Annotated in this window: 14 protein-coding genes and 2 tRNA genes; 9 read left to right on the top strand and 7 right to left on the bottom strand. The window is 44.1% G+C overall.

The features are described 5' to 3' along the window. Nucleotides 1–5 precede the first annotated feature (5 nt). The 3 genes from feoB to BKM32_RS03455 all read right to left on the bottom strand — a co-directional run bounded on the left by feoB (nucleotide 6) and on the right by BKM32_RS03455 (nucleotide 3,076). Complete coding sequence (gene feoB, locus BKM32_RS03465; RefSeq protein WP_076662550.1) at nucleotides 6–2,105, bottom strand: ferrous iron transport protein B; 2,100 nt, start codon at nucleotides 2,103–2,105, stop codon at nucleotides 6–8. Then, nucleotides 2,098–2,331 carry a FeoA family protein gene (locus BKM32_RS03460; protein ID WP_076662549.1) on the bottom strand — a complete coding sequence of 78 codons (234 nt, stop codon included), beginning with the start codon at nucleotides 2,329–2,331 and terminating at the stop codon, nucleotides 2,098–2,100. Before BKM32_RS03460 ends, feoB begins: the two co-directional genes overlap by 8 nt. Nucleotides 2,332–2,404: 73 nt before the next feature. Continuing rightward, nucleotides 2,405–3,076 carry an SCO family protein gene (locus BKM32_RS03455; RefSeq protein ID WP_076662548.1) on the bottom strand — a complete coding sequence of 224 codons (672 nt, stop codon included), beginning with the start codon at nucleotides 3,074–3,076 and terminating at the stop codon, nucleotides 2,405–2,407. Nucleotides 3,077–3,230: 154 nt separating this feature from the next. On the opposite strand from BKM32_RS03455, the gene BKM32_RS03450 reads away from it, so the two are divergent. The 5 genes from BKM32_RS03450 to BKM32_RS03430 all read left to right on the top strand — a co-directional run bounded on the left by BKM32_RS03450 (nucleotide 3,231) and on the right by BKM32_RS03430 (nucleotide 8,303). Further along, nucleotides 3,231–5,168: a M1 family aminopeptidase gene (locus BKM32_RS03450; RefSeq protein ID WP_076662547.1), complete on the top strand. Its 1,938-nt coding sequence runs from the start codon at nucleotides 3,231–3,233 to the stop codon at nucleotides 5,166–5,168. A gap of 71 nt (nucleotides 5,169–5,239) precedes the next feature. Beyond that, nucleotides 5,240–6,580, top strand: a complete 1,341-nt coding sequence (rseP, locus tag BKM32_RS03445; RefSeq protein WP_076662546.1) for an RIP metalloprotease RseP — start codon at nucleotides 5,240–5,242, stop codon at nucleotides 6,578–6,580. 71 nt (nucleotides 6,581–6,651) lie between these two features. After that, nucleotides 6,652–6,725: transfer RNA gene (locus tag BKM32_RS03440), tRNA-Asn, on the top strand. Between the two features lie 218 nt (nucleotides 6,726–6,943). Next, complete coding sequence (locus tag BKM32_RS03435) at nucleotides 6,944–7,339, top strand: DUF1398 domain-containing protein (RefSeq protein ID WP_076662545.1); 396 nt, start codon at nucleotides 6,944–6,946, stop codon at nucleotides 7,337–7,339. 193 nt (nucleotides 7,340–7,532) lie between these two features. Beyond that, nucleotides 7,533–8,303, top strand: a complete 771-nt coding sequence (locus BKM32_RS03430; protein WP_076662544.1) for an oxygenase MpaB family protein — start codon at nucleotides 7,533–7,535, stop codon at nucleotides 8,301–8,303. A gap of 15 nt (nucleotides 8,304–8,318) precedes the next feature. Here the strand turns inward: BKM32_RS03430 and BKM32_RS03425 are convergent, their stop codons facing one another. Beyond that, nucleotides 8,319–10,049: a M14 family metallopeptidase gene (locus BKM32_RS03425; protein ID WP_076662543.1), complete on the bottom strand. Its 1,731-nt coding sequence runs from the start codon at nucleotides 10,047–10,049 to the stop codon at nucleotides 8,319–8,321. 3 nt (nucleotides 10,050–10,052) lie between these two features. Next, nucleotides 10,053–11,690, bottom strand: coding sequence for a M14 family metallopeptidase (locus tag BKM32_RS03420; protein ID WP_076662542.1), 1,638 nt, complete (start codon nucleotides 11,688–11,690; stop codon nucleotides 10,053–10,055). Nucleotides 11,691–11,816: 126 nt separating this feature from the next. On the opposite strand from BKM32_RS03420, the gene BKM32_RS03415 reads away from it, so the two are divergent. From BKM32_RS03415 to BKM32_RS03400, 4 genes are all read left to right on the top strand, one after another. Beyond that, nucleotides 11,817–11,893: transfer RNA gene (locus tag BKM32_RS03415), tRNA-Pro, on the top strand. 468 nt (nucleotides 11,894–12,361) lie between these two features. Next, on the top strand, nucleotides 12,362–12,895 hold the full coding sequence (locus BKM32_RS03410) for a hypothetical protein (RefSeq protein ID WP_076662541.1): 534 nt from the start codon (nucleotides 12,362–12,364) through the stop codon (nucleotides 12,893–12,895). 140 nt (nucleotides 12,896–13,035) lie between these two features. Beyond that, a complete protein-coding gene (locus tag BKM32_RS03405) occupies nucleotides 13,036–13,500 on the top strand; it encodes a (2Fe-2S)-binding protein (protein ID WP_053991912.1) in 465 nt (154 codons plus the stop codon). Between the two features lie 6 nt (nucleotides 13,501–13,506). Next, a complete protein-coding gene (locus BKM32_RS03400; protein WP_076662540.1) occupies nucleotides 13,507–15,705 on the top strand; it encodes a molybdopterin cofactor-binding domain-containing protein in 2,199 nt (732 codons plus the stop codon). A gap of 1 nt (nucleotide 15,706) precedes the next feature. Here the strand turns inward: BKM32_RS03400 and BKM32_RS03395 are convergent, their stop codons facing one another. After that, nucleotides 15,707–16,297, bottom strand: a complete 591-nt coding sequence (locus tag BKM32_RS03395; protein WP_076662539.1) for an NTP transferase domain-containing protein — start codon at nucleotides 16,295–16,297, stop codon at nucleotides 15,707–15,709. A gap of 13 nt (nucleotides 16,298–16,310) precedes the next feature. Next, on the bottom strand, nucleotides 16,311–17,333 hold the full coding sequence (locus tag BKM32_RS03390) for an XdhC family protein (protein WP_076662538.1): 1,023 nt from the start codon (nucleotides 17,331–17,333) through the stop codon (nucleotides 16,311–16,313). Nucleotides 17,334–17,350: the final 17 nt, after the last annotated feature.

Raw genomic sequence — 17,350 nt, 5'->3', positions numbered from 1 at the left:
CTCCCTTACTTAAGCACTTGGAAAGCGATTAGGGCTACTATATAGGCAAAACTACTCATTGCTGCCAATTGTAACGTGGGCCATTTCCAACTATTCGTTTCGCGTTTTACCACTGCCAAGGTACTCATACATTGCATAGCGAAAGCGTAAAACAGTAATAGGGAAATTCCTGAGGCAAAATTGAACAATGGCGTGCCCAAAATAGGGTTGACCTCGCCAGCCATTCGGTTTTTTATAGTGTCTTCCTCGTCGCTTCCTACACTGTAGATGGTGGCCAAGGTGCCTACAAATACTTCACGGGCAGCAAAGGAACTTACAATGGCAATACCAATCTTCCAATCATAACCCAAAGGTTGTATTAAGGGTTCAATGGCGCGACCAGTAAGGCCAATAAAACTGTGTTCTAATTTATAAGAAGCAATGTGTTGTTGCAGGGTTTCGGTATCCAAATTTTCTTTTGAATATTGAGAGGTCACAATGGCTTCTGCATTGTTGAAATCGTCACCTGGACCATAGGAGGCTAAGAACCATAAAATGATGGAGATGGCCAAAATAATTTTACCGGCACCAAATACAAAGCTCTTGGTTTTTTCAATCACCGTTAGGGCTACGTTTTTAAACAGCGGTAGTTTGTAATTGGGCATTTCAACCACAAAAAAGGAGCGGTTTTTAATTTTTAGGACCTTATTTAAAATGTAGGCGGCACCAATGGCAGCTCCAAAACCAATCAGGTATAACAGCATTAAGGTCATGGCTTGATAGCCCAATCCTAAAAAGCGGCCTTTTGGAATGACCAAAGAGATGATGATGAGGTATACCGGTAGCCTAGCTGAACAAGTGGTAAAAGGGGTTACTAAGATGGTAATCAAGCGTTCTTTCCAACTTTCAATATTACGAGTCGCCATAACCGCAGGGATGGCACAGGCAGTTCCTGAAATAAGAGGGACCACACTTTTTCCGCTTAACCCAAAACGGCGCATGATGCGATCCATAAGGAATACCACGCGGCTCATATACCCCGTTTCTTCCAAAATGGAAATAAAGAGGAACAAAAAGGCAATTTGTGGAATAAAGATGACAATTCCACCCAGTCCCGGAATAATGCCTTCGGCAATCAAATTGGTGAATTGTCCCTGTGGTAAATGGTCTTTGGTCCATTCGCTCATTGAGGCGAAGAGGCCATCGATAAAGTCCATTGGGATGCTGGACCAATCGTAGATGGCTTGGAACATCAATAGTAAAATCATAAAGAACACCACATAGCCCCAAACTTTGTGAGTAAGGATACGGTCTAGCTTGATGCGTAAATCTTTGGCGGTGGCCAAGTCTATGGTTTGCCCTTTTTTAAGGGTATTGTTTATGAATTGATAGCGTTTGATGGTTTCCTTCTGTTGAAGTCTTTTAAGATCGCTTTTACTTTTGGTTTTAAAATCGTCAAGAGCGTCTACTTCCTTTCGGCTCACGTTTCCAAAATTGACATCTTGGGTAATCACCAACCAAAGTTTGTAAAGTAATTGGTTAGGAAATGCCGATTGAAGTCTTGTAAAATAATCGGGGTCAATTTCGCTGGCGTTAAGACAAGGTTGTGTTGGTAAATCCCTGAAATTGGTGATGAGGTTTTTAAGCTCATCGATGCCTGTTTTTTTGCGAGTGCTTACCAAGGCAATCTTGGTGTTCAGTTCTTTCTCCAAAACATCGATATCCAATGAAATGCCCTTGTAAGCCATTCTATCGGCCATATTGATGACTAAAATGGTCGGGATTTCGAGGTCTTTGATTTGGGTGAACAAAAGCAGGTTACGCTTTAGATTTTCTACATCGCTTACCACCACGGCGACATCCGGAAAATCCTTGTCGTTTTTGTTTAACAAGAGTTCAATTACCACATTCTCATCCAAAGAAGAGGCGTTCAAACTGTAGGTTCCCGGTAAATCGATGATATGGGCTTTGACACCGCGTGGTAATTTGCAGACGCCTTCTTTCTTTTCAACGGTAATTCCTGGGTAGTTTCCAACCTTTTGGTTAAGCCCTGTAAGGGCATTGAATACGGAGGTTTTACCGGTGTTGGGGTTTCCTATTAAAGCGACATTGATCTGCTTACCCATTGGTGATCTCAATTAATATGTGTGTTGCGGTTTCTTTTCTAATGGCCAAATGCGATCCGTTGATATTTAGATATAAGGGGTCGGAAAAAGGGGCAACCTGTACCAGTTCTACCATATTTCCTGGTAAACATCCCATTTCAAGGAGTTTTAGGGGAATGTGTATGGAAGAGACATCGTTGATGATGGCGCTTTGTCCTCGTTTTAATTGTGCTAAAGTAACCTGCAAGCTTATTTAGATTTATTTTAAAGAAGCAAAAATAGGGCAAATATTCAGGGTAGAAAAATTGTGCCCTATAAAACTAATGGTATTCTTGTTTAAGGGTTTGGATGTCTTCCAGCAAGCGCTGGATGTCTTCCTGTTTGGTACCATCATAAAAACCACGAATCTGACGCTTTTTGTCGATGAGCATAAAATTCTCGGTATGGATCATGTCGTAGGCATCCCCATTGCCATCGGTTTTTACGGCAAGGTAACTTTTGCGTGCCAGTTCATAGATTTGTTTTTTATCTCCTGTAACCAAATTCCATTTGGCATCATTTACACCTTTTTTAAGGGCATAGCGTTTCAACTGTTCCACACTATCTATTTGCGGCGTTACCGAATGGGATAACAACATTACGTCGTTGTCATTTTTTGTGGCTTCTTGGATTTGCGCCATATGGTCTGTCATGATGGGGCATATGGTTTGGCAGGTGGTAAAAAAGAAATCCGCCACATAAATTTTGTCCTTATAGTCGTCTTGGGTAATTGTTTGCCCGTTTTGGTTGATCAGGCTAAAATCGGCAATTGTATGGTATTTCCTTTGGTGCTGAATGGAACTGTCGACCATTTCATAATTGACCATGGCGGGTTGAAATACAGGCAGTACTTTTTTAGGTTTCAGAATGGAATAAAAAATGGAAATCATGATAATGGAAAGTACCAAGAGGGCGATTCCAAAGTTTTTATAGGCTTTTAAAAAGGATAACATCAATAAGTCGTATTTGGGCGTTACCGTAAGATTTGAGAGCAAAAATACGACACAATCATAAGAAAATACTATTTTTAACAGCAATATTAGCCCGTTAAGACGCTGAGTTAGACTATGCGTCCAATCAGTTACAGTGCTATAAATTTTATTGCCAATGAAACGATTTTTACCCTTGTACTTTTTTTTAGGTTCCATCATGTGTTTTGCCCAAGATTTTGATGCCACCTTGAAAGAGATTAGTACCATGGAGGCTAAGGCAGCCCTTACCCAACTCATGTCGGTTTCCAGTGTTAATACGGGCAATTACGATTTGAAATACCATCGGTTGGAATTTACGGTTGATCCCCAAGTGGCGTTTATAGAAGGAGAAGTGACGACTTATTTTGAGGCCAAGGAAACCTTGACGCAAATTTATTTCGATTTAGTGGATGATATGGTTGTAACTGAGGTATTGAAGAATGGGGTGTCGCAGACTTTTACCCAAGACGCCAATGACGAATTGGTAATCACCTTATCGGAAACTATCAATGCAGGGGTATTGGATTCATTAACCATTAGCTATTCTGGTAATCCGGAGAATACTGGTTTAGGAGCATTTGAACAGTCCAGCCATAATGGAGATCCCATTATATGGACGCTATCTGAACCCTATGGGGCCAAGGGCTGGTGGCCCTGCAAGCAGGATTTAAATGATAAGGCCGATTCTTTGGATGTGTTTATTACCACGCCAAAATTCAACCCCAATAATGAAGCTTATATTGCTGTGGCCAATGGAGTGGAACAAAGTCAAGTGATGGATACTGAGACCAAGACGACCCACTTTAAACACCGTTACCCAATTCCAGCTTATTTGGTGGCTATGGCCGTGACCAATTATGAAGTGTATAACCATACTGTTGAAAATAACGGCGCTCCTTTTGATATTGTAAATTATGTGTACCCTGAAAATTTGGATTCGGCGCAAGTGAATACAGAGGTTACGGTAGATATCATGGAGCTGTTTACAGAGTTGTTTGAAGAATATCCTTTTGCCCTTGAAAAATATGGACATGCCCAATTTGGTTGGAGTGGTGGTATGGAACATACAACCGTTTCCTTTATGGGGAGTTTTGGAAGGAATTTGATAGCCCATGAGTTGGCCCACCAATGGTTTGGCGATAAGATTACTTGTGGTAGTTGGAAGGATATTTGGCTGAATGAAGGCTTTGCAACCTATTTATCGGGGTTGGTGATTGAAGATATGGATGAGCCTGCTGATTTTGTGACCTGGAAGGCTCAACGCGTCAACTCCATTACCTCGTTGCCGGACGGTGCAGTATACCTTTCGGATGCTGACACTTTGAGTGTAAATCGTATTTTTAGCAGCCGTCTTTCTTATAATAAAGGAGCGATGGTGTTGCATATGCTTCGTAAAAAGGTGGGAGATACCGATTTTTATCAAGGCTTAACCAATTATTTGGCCGATGAAGACCATGCCTATGCTTATGCCAAAACTGTAGACTTTATTGAGATTATGGAAACAGCCACAGGAGAAGACCTTACGGAGTTCTTTGACGACTGGGTGTATAATGAAGGGTATCCTACCTATACTTTAAATTGTTCCCAACCGACTGAGACAACATTCGAAATAGAAGTCAATCAAATTCAAAGCGACCCTAGTGTGTCCTTTTTTGAAGCGCCAGTGCCCGTCCGATTGATAGGTACACAAGGAGAAGTCTTGGATTTGGTGCTGGATAATACCAGTGATGGGCAAGTATTTACGGAATTGGTTGACTTTACCGTAAGCGAAGTGCTGTTTGATCCGGAATCGGACCTGATCAGTAAAAACGATAATGTCACCCTGGGTGTTGCCGATTTGGCATTGGCATCGCAATTGCGTTTATATCCTAATCCAACCAATGCGGTTTTGTATATTGAAAAACCTGATAATGTTGTTGTTGAGCAGGTGGATGTATACAATCCGTTAGGGCAATTGGTCTTAAAGAGTGCTGAAACATCCAGCATTGACCTGACACCTTATAGTGTTGGTATGTTTTTTGTGAAACTCACGACTAATAAAGGCATCATTAATAAATCGGTGTTAAAAAACTAGTGAAACCCCTACTGAATTTTCTAAATAGCACTAAAAGACTATTTTTGTTCCTTAAATTTTTATAGACATACATGGAATTTGTTATCAAGATCTCTCAATTTTTATTGAGTTTATCCCTACTTATCGTACTTCATGAGTTAGGGCATTTTATCCCAGCTAAATTATTTAAGACTCGCGTAGAGAAATTCTACCTCTTCTTCGATATAAAATTTTCACTGTTTAAAAAGAAAATAGGCGAAACCGTCTATGGTATTGGCTGGTTGCCTTTGGGTGGCTATGTAAAGATTGCCGGTATGATAGACGAAAGTATGGATACCGAACAAATGGCACAGGAGCCACAGCCATGGGAGTTCCGAAGTAAACCGGCATGGCAGCGTTTGATCATCATGTTGGGCGGTGTGACCGTGAACTTTATTTTGGCCTATGTCATTTATGTGTTTTTGTCCTTTGCCTTTGGTGATATAGATATCGATGCCAAGAGTGTACAGGACGGCTATGTGGTGACCAATCCAATCTTGACGGATTTGGGAATAGAGACAGGAGATAAGGTAGTCGCTATAAATGGGGAGCCTATACAATATGTGTCTGAAATACGTAGAAAAGTGATTTCCGCAGAAACTTTGACCATTGAAAGAAATGGGCAAACGAAAGAAGTGGCCTTGCCAGAAGATTTTTTAGGAAAACTTAGCGATGGGGAAAGCAAGAGCTTTTTTGGTTTGCGTTTTCCGTTTGTGGTAGGGAAATTGCCGGATACTTCCATTAATAAGGGAGCCGGATTATTGCCAAAGGATATCATTACCGAATTGAATGGGGTCCCATTAAAGTATTATGACCAGATTGAAAGTGTGGCAGGTCAGTTTAAAGGACAAACTGTTACCGCCGATGTGTTGCGTGAAGGGAAAACTATCCAGAAGCAATTACAAATTAGTCCTGAAGGTAAGATGGAAATCTTGGCAGGAGGGGATTTAAGTGATATTGAAGCGGCAGGTTATTACCATATCATTAAAAAAGAATATGGTTTTGGAGAGAGCTTTGGTGTAGGGTTTACAAAGTTCAAGGACCAAATCTCTGGCTATGGCGAGCAATTGAAAAAGATTTTCAATCCTAAAACAGGTGCCTATAAAGGTGTAGGAGGCTTTAAGGCTATTTATGATGTATTCCCGGATACTTGGAGCTGGCAGGACTTTTGGGCCTTGACCGCATTCCTATCCATTATGCTTGGTGTTTTGAATTTATTACCAATTCCAGCCTTGGATGGAGGGCATGTGATGTTTTTGTTGTACGAAATGGTTTCAGGGAGAGCGCCAAGCGAAAAATTCTTGGAGCGTGCGCAAATGGTTGGTTTCTTTATACTTATAGCGCTGGTTTTATTCGCGAATGGGAACGATCTTTTTAAAGCGATATTTAAATAAAAATTTTTTAAAAAAAGTTTGCGCGAATCAAAAAAAACCTCTTATATTTGCACTCGCAAAGCGAATAACACTCCTCCTTAGCTCAGTTGGTTAGAGCATTTGACTGTTAATCAAAGGGTCCTTGGTTCGAGCCCAAGAGGGGGAGCAAGCTTAGAGAAAGCCATCAGAAATGATGGCTTTTTTGTTTTTAGATTCGTTTATAAAGACTCCTCCCTTCTTAAATTTCTTCAATTCAAATTTCTTAAATTAGTGTAAGGTTCACAGACTGTTTCGTTTCCCAAATATTTTATAGGAGTATTTGAACCGCGCCTGATTGTTTGGGATAGAATAAGTTTCCTTAATAATATTTAATGAGATACTGAAATGTTTACAATAGAACAAATTCATGAAGCCTTTGGAAAGGTTAAAAGTGGGGCCGACTTTCCGCAATTTGTACAGGACCTCAAGGCCATTGGGGTGACGCACTACGATAATTTTGTGACAGATGGGCGTACCATATATTACGGGTTACAGGAGTTTACGCTTGATGCGTGTTCCAAATATCCTGAGCTACCGGTGAGTGAGGCAAGTTCTTCAGAAGCTTTGAAACAAGCACTGAAGATCCATCAGCAGGGGCAAACAGATTATCCTACCTTTTGCGAGCAGGCGGCCGCTGCGGGAGTTTACAAGTGGACGACCCATATGATAGAGATGAACGTTAGCTATTTTGATACCAAAGGTTCTCTATTGGTGGTGGAGAAGATTCCGGAAGTATCATAGCGCTGCAGGGTTTAAGACTGAAAGCTCTTTTGAGGTGTTTGAAATCATTGGCATCCTGAGGCGCTATTTCTTAATTTTTGGCTTCTGATGGAATTTAAGTGAGCTGTTTAGATGGGGTTTCTTACTTTTTGGACTTGCTTGTTATCCAATTCTCTTTCCAATATTCCGTACCTTAGAGTCTCAACACAAGGCTATGGACTATTTCGTTTCAAAAGCATCGGTGGTGCGGCGTATCTGGGGCAAGAGCGATACCATACTATTTATTTTTGCGGGAGCCTCTGCTGAGTTTGCCTTGAACAAGGCGGTGGATTGGCTGTACTTTACGGGGAAGTTGCCACAGGACCCTTTGGGGCGGTTGTTTTCTACGGTGGCCTATGCCCGTAACATTGTGTTTTCTTCAACGCCTGAGGCGCACCGTGCTATTGATACCATGAGGAACATCCACACAGCGGTGGAGCAAAGCCGTGGCGATACTATTCCAGATTGGGCCTATCGGGATGTGCTGTTTATGCTCATCTATTATTCTATTGCGGCCTATGAGCTGTTGGAGCGGCCCTTAACACCCGAGGAACAGGAAGAGGTGTATAACGTATTTTATAGGGTAGGCCTGCGTATGGGGCTTAAGGAACTGCCGCCCAATTATAAGGCTTGGTTGCCCGTGCGGGAAGAACATTTAAAAAACGATCTACAACAAAGTAGCTACACTAAGGATCTGTTTATGCAGTACCGCAAACACTTGGGCAATTTCAGATATCAAGTTTTGTTGGAAGCCCAAAAGTTGGTAGTGCCTACTCAGGTGAAACAGTTATTAGGGTTCAGGGATATTGCTTGGTTAAGACCTGCAGTGCCTATATACCAATTCAGTAGACATCTACATGTAGATGGACTTATCAAGAGCGTATTGCTTCCTAAAGCTTATAAGGCACAAATTAGCGCTATGGATATTTGGGCAGGGGTGTCCTAATACTATATTATTGGTTTATTTCACCCACTCCGCAAGGCCTCCTTTGGCAGAATTAACATTAATACGGTAGTTGCCGTTGCCGGAAACAATCCAACGTACTTTAACGGTTTCCATTCCTGGGATGTTGCTTACCTTGATTTTTTCCGGATGCTCCACTTGCTCGGTGACCTTGTTGAAATCTTCGTCGACTACTACCATACCGGCCACCACGTTTACCTTATCAATACTTACCCAATCTGGGCGCTCAATATTATACTTTAGGTCTTGGCTGGAGTGGGTAGGGATGAGGCGCTCGTTATATATAGTGGCGGTAATTTCCCTTAAACCATTGCCCAAGCTTTTTTCTGCCACGTCCGTCACGCTTAATTTCGGGGTGTGATAAGCATGGTAAATGGTGAAGGCCATATTCCTATGGGCATCCTGTTCCATTAGGAAACCTGGGTGTGCCCTGCCAAAGTTCTTTTTAAAACCGCCAATTTCTATGGTGCCATATTGGGGGTGTTGGTATTCTTTCCAATCTACAAAGGCATCGCCGAAAGTTAAGTATTGGTCCGCTTTTAATTCTTCCTCTCGGTTACCGCGACCTTCGTTTTTATGGAAATATAAGTAAGAGTTCATGAGCTCGTTGGAATAGCAGAAGATTCCCCTGCCGCCGTAAAACCAATCCAACTCGCCACCGAATACCGAGTAGAGGTCTTTGTATACTACCAGATATTTATAACCGGTAATGATTTCCTCGCCTTTATGGGCAATGGCATCGTAGATTTTCACGTCCGATTTGTTATAAGTATCCAAATCTTCTTCGGCTCCTGGGCCCCTTAAAATCATACCACCATAGTTGTGGTAGGTCTGTGCCCCTGCAATATTGGGATGGGACATGACAAATTCCATAATACTGCGGCTTTCAGGAAGGCTGAAAGGATACTTATAGGCACCCCGTTGGATATAGTCTGGTTGCCAGTTCCAGCCCCAATCCCTATTCGGGTCGTAATAACCAATGCCATCTTCGTTAACATCGCCATCGCCGTCGTTATCCAGTCCCTCATAGCCTAGAAATTCGTATTCCCCGCGTTGCTCGGGTTCTACCTTTATTAGGTGTTTTGGATTGAGAGGGTCTTTAATATAATTGCCATCGGGCGATTTGCGAATCATATAGGTAATGTGGTTGTCTCCATTGAGATCGTCATAACCATCCTCTCCTGCTTGTCCGTCCAAATCATTGTCCAACACAATCATTCCTGAACGGGGCGAATGTGGTGTGTTGGGTTCATTCATGAAGTTATTCCGCGCATCGGGATTGATGGTTGGGATGATGTAAAAGGTTTTGTCCTTGAGCAGTTGGTTGATAAAGTCCAATTCGCCAAACATTTCGGTGAGGTACCAAGCGGTATAGAGTGAAAATTCAGCCCCCTGTATTTCGTTGGAATGGATGTTCCCGTCTATATACATGGCTGGTTTTGTATCGGGGTCCCCTGTTTTAAAATCGGAAATGGTCAACATCAACATGTCCCTGCCTTGGTAGGACTTGCCAATACTGTGCAATTTTGCCAAATCTGGATAGGCCTGTGCTATCTGTTGCATAATGTCCCTAAGGCCCTCATAGGTGTAGTAGCGGTTCCAGCTTACCTGTACTTTGGGCTTATGGGGTGTGCCAATGGCCCTAAAAAACTTTTCCTGTGCTTGCCCGTACTGCAGGGCTGCCAGACATAAAACAATGCTAAGGGTGTTACGAACTATGGTCTTCATCTTTTAAAGTTTTAAGGCATTGGTTGCGTATGCTGTATGTGGGGCTCCTGCTGTAAGGGTGACATTTCCTGAGCCCTTAACAATCCAGGTTAGGGTCTTTTTTTCATAGGCCTTAAGATGGTCTATAAGCTGTGTAGGATTGCCCGCTACCAATTGTTCTTGGGGTTTGCTGATGCTTACCTTTAGCTTTTGTAGCCATCTGGATTTTGAACCCAATTGTGAGTGGGTGGGCAGTGGCGCATTGTTGTAGAGGTCGGCAGTGATGCGTACCAAGCCGCCATCCAGTTTTTGGGTGCGTACATTGTGCCATTCCAGTTTGGGCTGAAGTTTGGTAAATTCCACAATAAAATTGGTATGGCTTATGGCTATGCTATCTACCATTCTAAAGGGAGGTGTGGTGGTAGCAAAGGGTTTTAGTCCGCCTACTTCCACAGTTTGGTTGGGGAAGTCGGGGTGGGTAATGGGGTGCCAAGGCACAAATAGTTCCTGGAGCCCTTCCTGTTCGACCCACTTCATGACGTTCACTTCATAAGGCAGTGCGTCGTCTTTGTCTTTTTTCTCTTTGGAATCCCCGCCCTCTTTAGCTTCGGTTTTTATTTCTGGAATCCACCATGCGGGAGTGCTGAAACTAAACCTTCCGAAGTGAAAATAGGCCCATTGAAACAGGTCGCCACCAGTGCCTTGATTGGTCTGTTTATAAGGCTTCGCCTTCACATTGGCATTGTATAGGTCGGACACCATTTTATTCACGGTAGCATCTTCTTCCAAAATGGAGCTTATAATTTTTTTGTCATTGCCCTGTTTGTTATAAGCTAGTGGGGTAGACAGGTTGTTTTGGGGCCCAAAACAGATAAAGGCATAAATGTTGGGCTGGGTAAAGAGGTAGTCTATAAAGTAGCGGGTTTCCTTTTGCGAAGCGGCGTAATCGCCTGCAAAGGGTTCAAATATGGGGAATTTATAGGTGAAGGTTTTGTTGAAGGCAATGCCCTCGGCAGGGTCTTCGTTCCATTGGTGGTCCTTGTCGTTGTCAATCCCTTCGGTGTAGACCAAATAGGTTCCCGCTTCACCTTTGGCCCGGTCGGCCTTTACCAACATGCGGTTGTCTTCCGCAGCGGGAATGTAAGTACCCAAGGCGCTCTTTACACGCATTTGGGTGATGAGGCCATCCCCATTCAAATCCTCATAAGGGTCTTCGCCCTTGCTGCCATCGCGGTCGTGGTCTGATGTTACGGCATTGCCCAAGCGCTCATATTTTAGGGCAGCGTGGTACTGTGCATAGGCATCTGGCGACATGTTGGGGAACACATAAAAGGTGGTGTGCTCCAAAACGTTTGGATGGTCTGCCAATAAGCGTTCGGCAAACTGAAGGGCCAATTCTACCCCAAGCACATGAGGGCCCTCGGTACCGCCCACTATGACAATGCCCGGTTTTTGGTCTTCGTTGTCGCTTCCCAATGTCAACAGCCAGATATCTTGGTTGCCCTCGGTTTTTCCCAAGGAACTTAGGTTGGCATTCTTGCTGGATTTGGCAATGGCCTGAAGGCGTTTATGGATGTCGTTGTTGGTGGGATAGTCCTGCGCCATTAGGGCATGGCAAGTAAGGAAAAGGCAATAAAGGAGGCTTGCATAAAGGGTTTTCATAGGCCGCAAAGGATTGGTTACAAGGGTTTCGCTATTAAATGTAATAAATTTTGATGATTTTATGTTTTGAAGAGAAGGGGCAGTTGATTATTTTTGGTCGCTGATTTCAAAATCAACAGGTCACAACGGGATGTAGCGCAGCCTGGTAGCGTACTAGCATGGGGTGCTAGGGGTCGCTGGTTCGAATCCAGTCATCCCGACCAAGTGAAAGCCGAACTTATGTTTGGCTTTTTTGTTTTGTAGAGATTATAGAAGTTTTCATATTGCTTCTGTTCATTTTCTTTGCTCGTCCAAAGAAAACGAACCAAAAGAAAAGACGCCCTGTCAGTAGGCATTTTTGTGCTTCTTCCAGAATCCCAAAACCGTTCACAAATTCCTAAACTTGGTCCAAGGCTTCCCAAGTTCTTAACGGAATTTGCTCTCTATGCTAATGACAGGTTTTTCCGCCCATGGCGGAAGTGGGTTTTTAAACCACATTTCCCTCCAAACCATTCTACAGAAGCACCCTCGAGGGAAATACGAACCAAAGACAAGCCAAGCCTTAACAAGGGTTTAGTTTGTATGGATTGATGGAGGGCATTGTTGGGGTGCAGAGATGCGCTTAAATTCTGGAATTTTAAGTGTTGAAAAAATGGTTATATTGCCCTATAATTACAAACCAACCGCGTCTTATGGGCGCTTGCTTAACCCCTTTTATGGCCAGATGCCCCAATTGCAACCACAGTATTGGTTTGATGCCTACATGGTTTCTTCACGATCCCAAAATTAGGTTGCAATGTCCTTCTTGCAACACTTTTTTGAAATTGCAAAAAGCTTCTTTGGATGTGTTTTTCATGAGTTGTGTGGTGGTGTTTGTTGCGGTACTTAAAGGAACTGAGGACTGGTTGGATTCCGCTAATTCCGATCGTTTAATTCCTTTGGGGATTGGTGTGTTTTTACTCTTGTCCTTTTTGTTTTATCTGCAAGTGCGTTTGGAGTTGCATCCCAACCAAAGTACTAAGGAGGGGTATAGAGGGAGGACCGGAAAAGTGAATCGGTACCTGTTTTTGGACGATGAACGCGTAAGGTATTTAATGGGAAAGTTTGCCAACAGAACCAATGGTGAATTACGCCGCATCATGAACGATTCCTGTAGATTACCCGAAGCTCATGAAGCCGCTAGACAGGTATTGGCTGGAAGAAAGGGCAGTAGGAAGACATATTAACTTTCGTAAAGCCTACATTCCTCAATGTAAATCTACATTGCCGAACAATGTTACCATTCGTTAAAATTCTGCTAAGGCTTCCTAAAAACCGTTAAAATTTTTATAACTTTAATTCTTTAGCAATCACTAAACTGCACACTATGCCACAATACAGCTTGCACATAAATGGGGCCATACATCAGGTTGATGTGGACGCCGACACCCCCGTACTTTGGGTCTTGAGAGACCATTTGCAATTGGTGGGTACCAAGTACGGCTGCGGCATTGGGCAGTGCGGGGCCTGCACCATTCACTTAAACGGTAACGCGATACGCTCGTGTTCCTTGCCGGTTAGTGCTGTGGCCAATGAGGGCATGAAGCTTACCACCATCGAAGGACTTTCCAAAGATGGTACGCACCCGGTACAAAAGGCTTGGTTGGAAGTAGATGTGGCCCAATGTGGCTACTGCCAAGCAGGGCAGATTATGAGTGCTGCCGCCCTATTGGAGCGCAATCCCAATCCTTCCGAAGACGATATTCGCAATGCCATGACGGGCAATCTGTGCCGTTGCGGCACCTATACCAGAATCAATAAGGCCGTTGCCATGGCCGCCAAAGAACTATAAGCAGCCATGACACATATTAAAACCCATTTCAATAGACGTTCGTTTTTAAAGGTTTCCGCGGTGGGTGGGGCCGGTTTGATGCTGCAGTTCAGTTGGCTTTCGGGCTTGGCGCACAGTAGCAGCAATGCCGAAGCGGTTGAGGGCCTCTTCAATATCAACGCGTTTATTAGGATGAATGAAGACGGGACAGTGACCATCATGTCACCCAACCCCGAAATAGGACAGAACGTCAAGACCTCGATGCCGCTTATTGTGGCCGAGGAACTGGATGTGGACTGGGACCAAGTTCAGGTAAAACAGGCGCCCTTGGACACCGAAAAATACACACGCCAATTGGCGGGAGGGAGTCAATCCATCCGTCAAGGTTGGGATAGCCTGCGCATGGCGGGGGCTACCGCGCGATATTTAATGCTGGCTTCGGCAGCCAAACTATGGAACATGTCTCCCGATGAATTGGTGACCGATAAGGGTATGGTAAAACATTTGCCTAGCGGAAAAAGTATTGCCTATAAAGACCTCTTGCAGGAAGCAGCCACCATTGAAGTACCCGAAGAGGTGCCGCTAAAAGACCCTAAAGATTTTAAGTTGATTGGGACTTTTGTGAAGAACGTGGACGGCAAGGGCATTGTTACTGGGAAGCCCCTGTTTGGTTTGGATTATATGGAAAAGGGCACGGCCATTGCCATGATTGTGCATCCGCCCGCTTTTGGAATGCAGTTGGATGGCTTTAATGCCGACAAGGCCAAGAGTATGCCGGGAATTAAAAAGATATTTACCGTGAATACGGCTTTGGATAAGCCACAGTGGTCTGATGTGAATGCCTTTAATGAGCTCTTGGTAGTGGTAGGCGACAGCACTTGGCAGGTGATGAAAGCCAAAGAAGCCCTCGAGGTACGTTGGAAAACCGTAAGCACTTTGGAAGCCACTTCGGCACATTTGGACAGTTTTAGCAATGTATTTGATAAGAGTGAAGGAGAGGTAGGCCGTAAAGATGGCGACCCCGATGGGGTATTTGCTTCGGCAGATAAGGTGGTGGAACGTGGATATACTGGCGCTTTTTTGGCCCATAATACTATGGAACCCATGAACTTTTTTGCGGATGTTTCCGCAGATAAGGCACGATTGATTGGCCCGATACAAACCCCAGAACAGTTGCGGCAATCGGCTGCAATGTTGTTGAACATGCCAGAGTCCAAGATTTTTGTAGATATGACCCGTATGGGTGGCGGCTTTGGAAGACGCCTTTACGGGAACTTTGGTTTGGAGGCGGCCGCTATTTCTAAAGCTTATGGTGGCCCTATAAAATTAATCTATACCCGAGAAGATGATATGACGCAGGGAACCTACCGTCCGTCGTATCACATACAATACCGAGCCGCTTTGGACAAGAAGGGGAATCTAACCGCTTTTGAGGTGAAGGGATCTGGGATTCCTTCGAGTCCCTTGTTTCCGGATAGGTTTCCGGCAGGTACGGTAGAGAATTACAAGGCCACGCATTATGGTATTGATACCAATATTTCTACCGGGGCTTGGCGAGCACCAAGGTCCAATTTTGTGGCGGGAGCTGAACAGTCCTTTTTGGATGAAGTGGCGGAAGCTACGGGGAAAGATCCTATCGAGTTTAGGTTACAGTTATTTGATAGAGCCATCAAAAATCCGGTGGGTGAACGTAATGATTACGATCCTGAGCGCTATGCAGGCGTCCTGAAATTGGTACGCGAAAAGAGCAATTGGGGTACTAAATTGCCCAATGTGTACCGTGGGGTAGCGGCCTATTATTCGCATAATTCTTATGTGGCCCAAGTATTCGATTTGGAAAAGGTGGACGATGCCAATATTCGCATTAAAAAAGTGTGGTGCGCGGTAGATTGTGGGATTGTGGTGAACAAGGAAGGGGCCATTAACCAGATTGAGGGAGGTATCATTGACGGCATAGGCCATTGTATGTATAGCCAGTTGACTTTTGAAAAAGGGGCCACACAACAGCAAAACTTTGATGGGTATCATCTTATTAGAAACAATGAGGCGCCTTTGGAAATAGCCGTGTTTTTTGTGGACAATGGTATGGCACCTACAGGCCTTGGAGAGCCTTCGTTGCCTCCTGTGGCGGGAGCTTTGGCCAATGCGCTTTACAAAGCTACGGGCACACGTTACTACAGGCAACCCTATATGGTGGTGCCACAACAGCCTAAATTTGTGGGCTAGTTTACAGTTTTAAAATCTTTTGATAGGCTTTTGGCGTGTCTACATCCAAATTCTCGAAGTTGGGTGTCACTGCAATCACTTCCGATTGGTGTTCCTTAAGAATGCTTTTGGCACCGGTTTCTCCTTGTAATGACTTTAGCATTTCAAAATAGCGCTTCGGGAATAGGGCAGGAACGCCTATGGAAGTTCCGTAGTTGGTAGCTATAATGGAGGAAGGATGCTCTTGTGACGTTTTCAGCATTAAATTTAAATAGTCGGTGGTGACCAAGGGTTGGTCCGCTAAAGTGAAGAGTACATTGCTGACTGTTGGCAAGTATTGTGACAGATACTTTATAGCTACTGCAATGCTGCTTCCCATACCTTCTTTCCAATGTATGTTTTCTATAGGTATGACGTTATTCGGAAGCCCATGCTCTAAGATCTCTAGGCTATGGGCGCCCAATACACAAAAGGTGTGATTGGTTTGAGTGCTAAGCGCGGTCGTAAGGGCATGTTCTAAAAGCGTCGTGCTTTTGTAGGGCAACAATTGTTTGATTTGCTGCATGCGGCTTCCTTCTCCTGCAGCTAAAACGATGATGGCACTGTGTGACATAGATCTTGTAGTGTTAAGGATGGATATTCGGGAGATAGGAGCGAAGGGAGGGCACTTCCCGATGGCGCTTTACTGCAATGATTTCGCTTAGAATGGAAAGGGCAATTTCCTGCGGGGTGATGGCACCAATGGCAATGCCAGCAGGACTAAAGATAGTGTCCAAAAACTCCGAATCGATATCGGGTTGACGTTCTATGAGTTCATTGAGTAGCTTTTCCTTACGATGATGGGAGCCCAAAATGCCGATATAAAAAGGTCGGGTTTGGGACAGCTGTAACACAAAATGCAGATCGCGGGCATAGTTGTGGGTCATGAGCACAATGGCCGTATGCGCATCGATAGGCAGGGGCCATTGCTGCTCTGGGTTGAGGTGGTATATGTTGGAAACGCCTTGAAAATCTATGTCGTTCTTGGGGTCGTTAGGGGAGGCTATTAAAAGGACTTCCCAACCCAATTGGGCAGCTGCTTTACAAAGCTGTACGGCATCGTGTTCGGCACCAATAATAATCAAACGGGAGAGAGGGGTAAACTCTTGTTGAAAGCTGAGGTTGTCAGTTTGTAAGCTCACTTCATCTACGTCCGTCCTAAACCTTATGTGCGTACCATCTTCAAGCCTTAACACCGAACCAAACGAGGCATCTGTTTTGTCTTCCTTTTGAAAATAGGAAGTCCATTGCATGGGCCTACGTGTTGATAGTTCTTTTTGTATGGTTTTAAAAGCTGCTTCTGTGATGCTAAAGGGTTCCAAAAGAATGAAAAGAGTGCCTTCACAACCCAATCGGTAGCGGCCGTCATAGGTCATCACTTTGGGCATTCCCTTCTTAAACACCGATAGCGATTGCAGCACGACTTCCTTTTCCACACAGCCACCACTGACGGCACCTGTGATATGGCCGTTTTCATCAATGAGCATCTGTACGCCGGGTTTCCTGTAAGAGGAGCCGTCTAGAGCCACCACGGTTGCTAAGACGTGTTTTAGGTGCCTTTTTTGATTGCTATGGGTCTGTTCTAGGATGTTTTTGAATTCATGGGTCATCGTTTAAAAGTACGAAA

The organism is Mangrovimonas sp. DI 80 (assembly GCF_001975575.1).
Lineage (GTDB): Bacteria > Bacteroidota > Bacteroidia > Flavobacteriales > Flavobacteriaceae > Mangrovimonas_A > Mangrovimonas_A xylaniphaga.
Note: the sequence above shows the minus strand (reverse complement) of the source record. Positions and strands in the feature narration are given on the sequence as shown.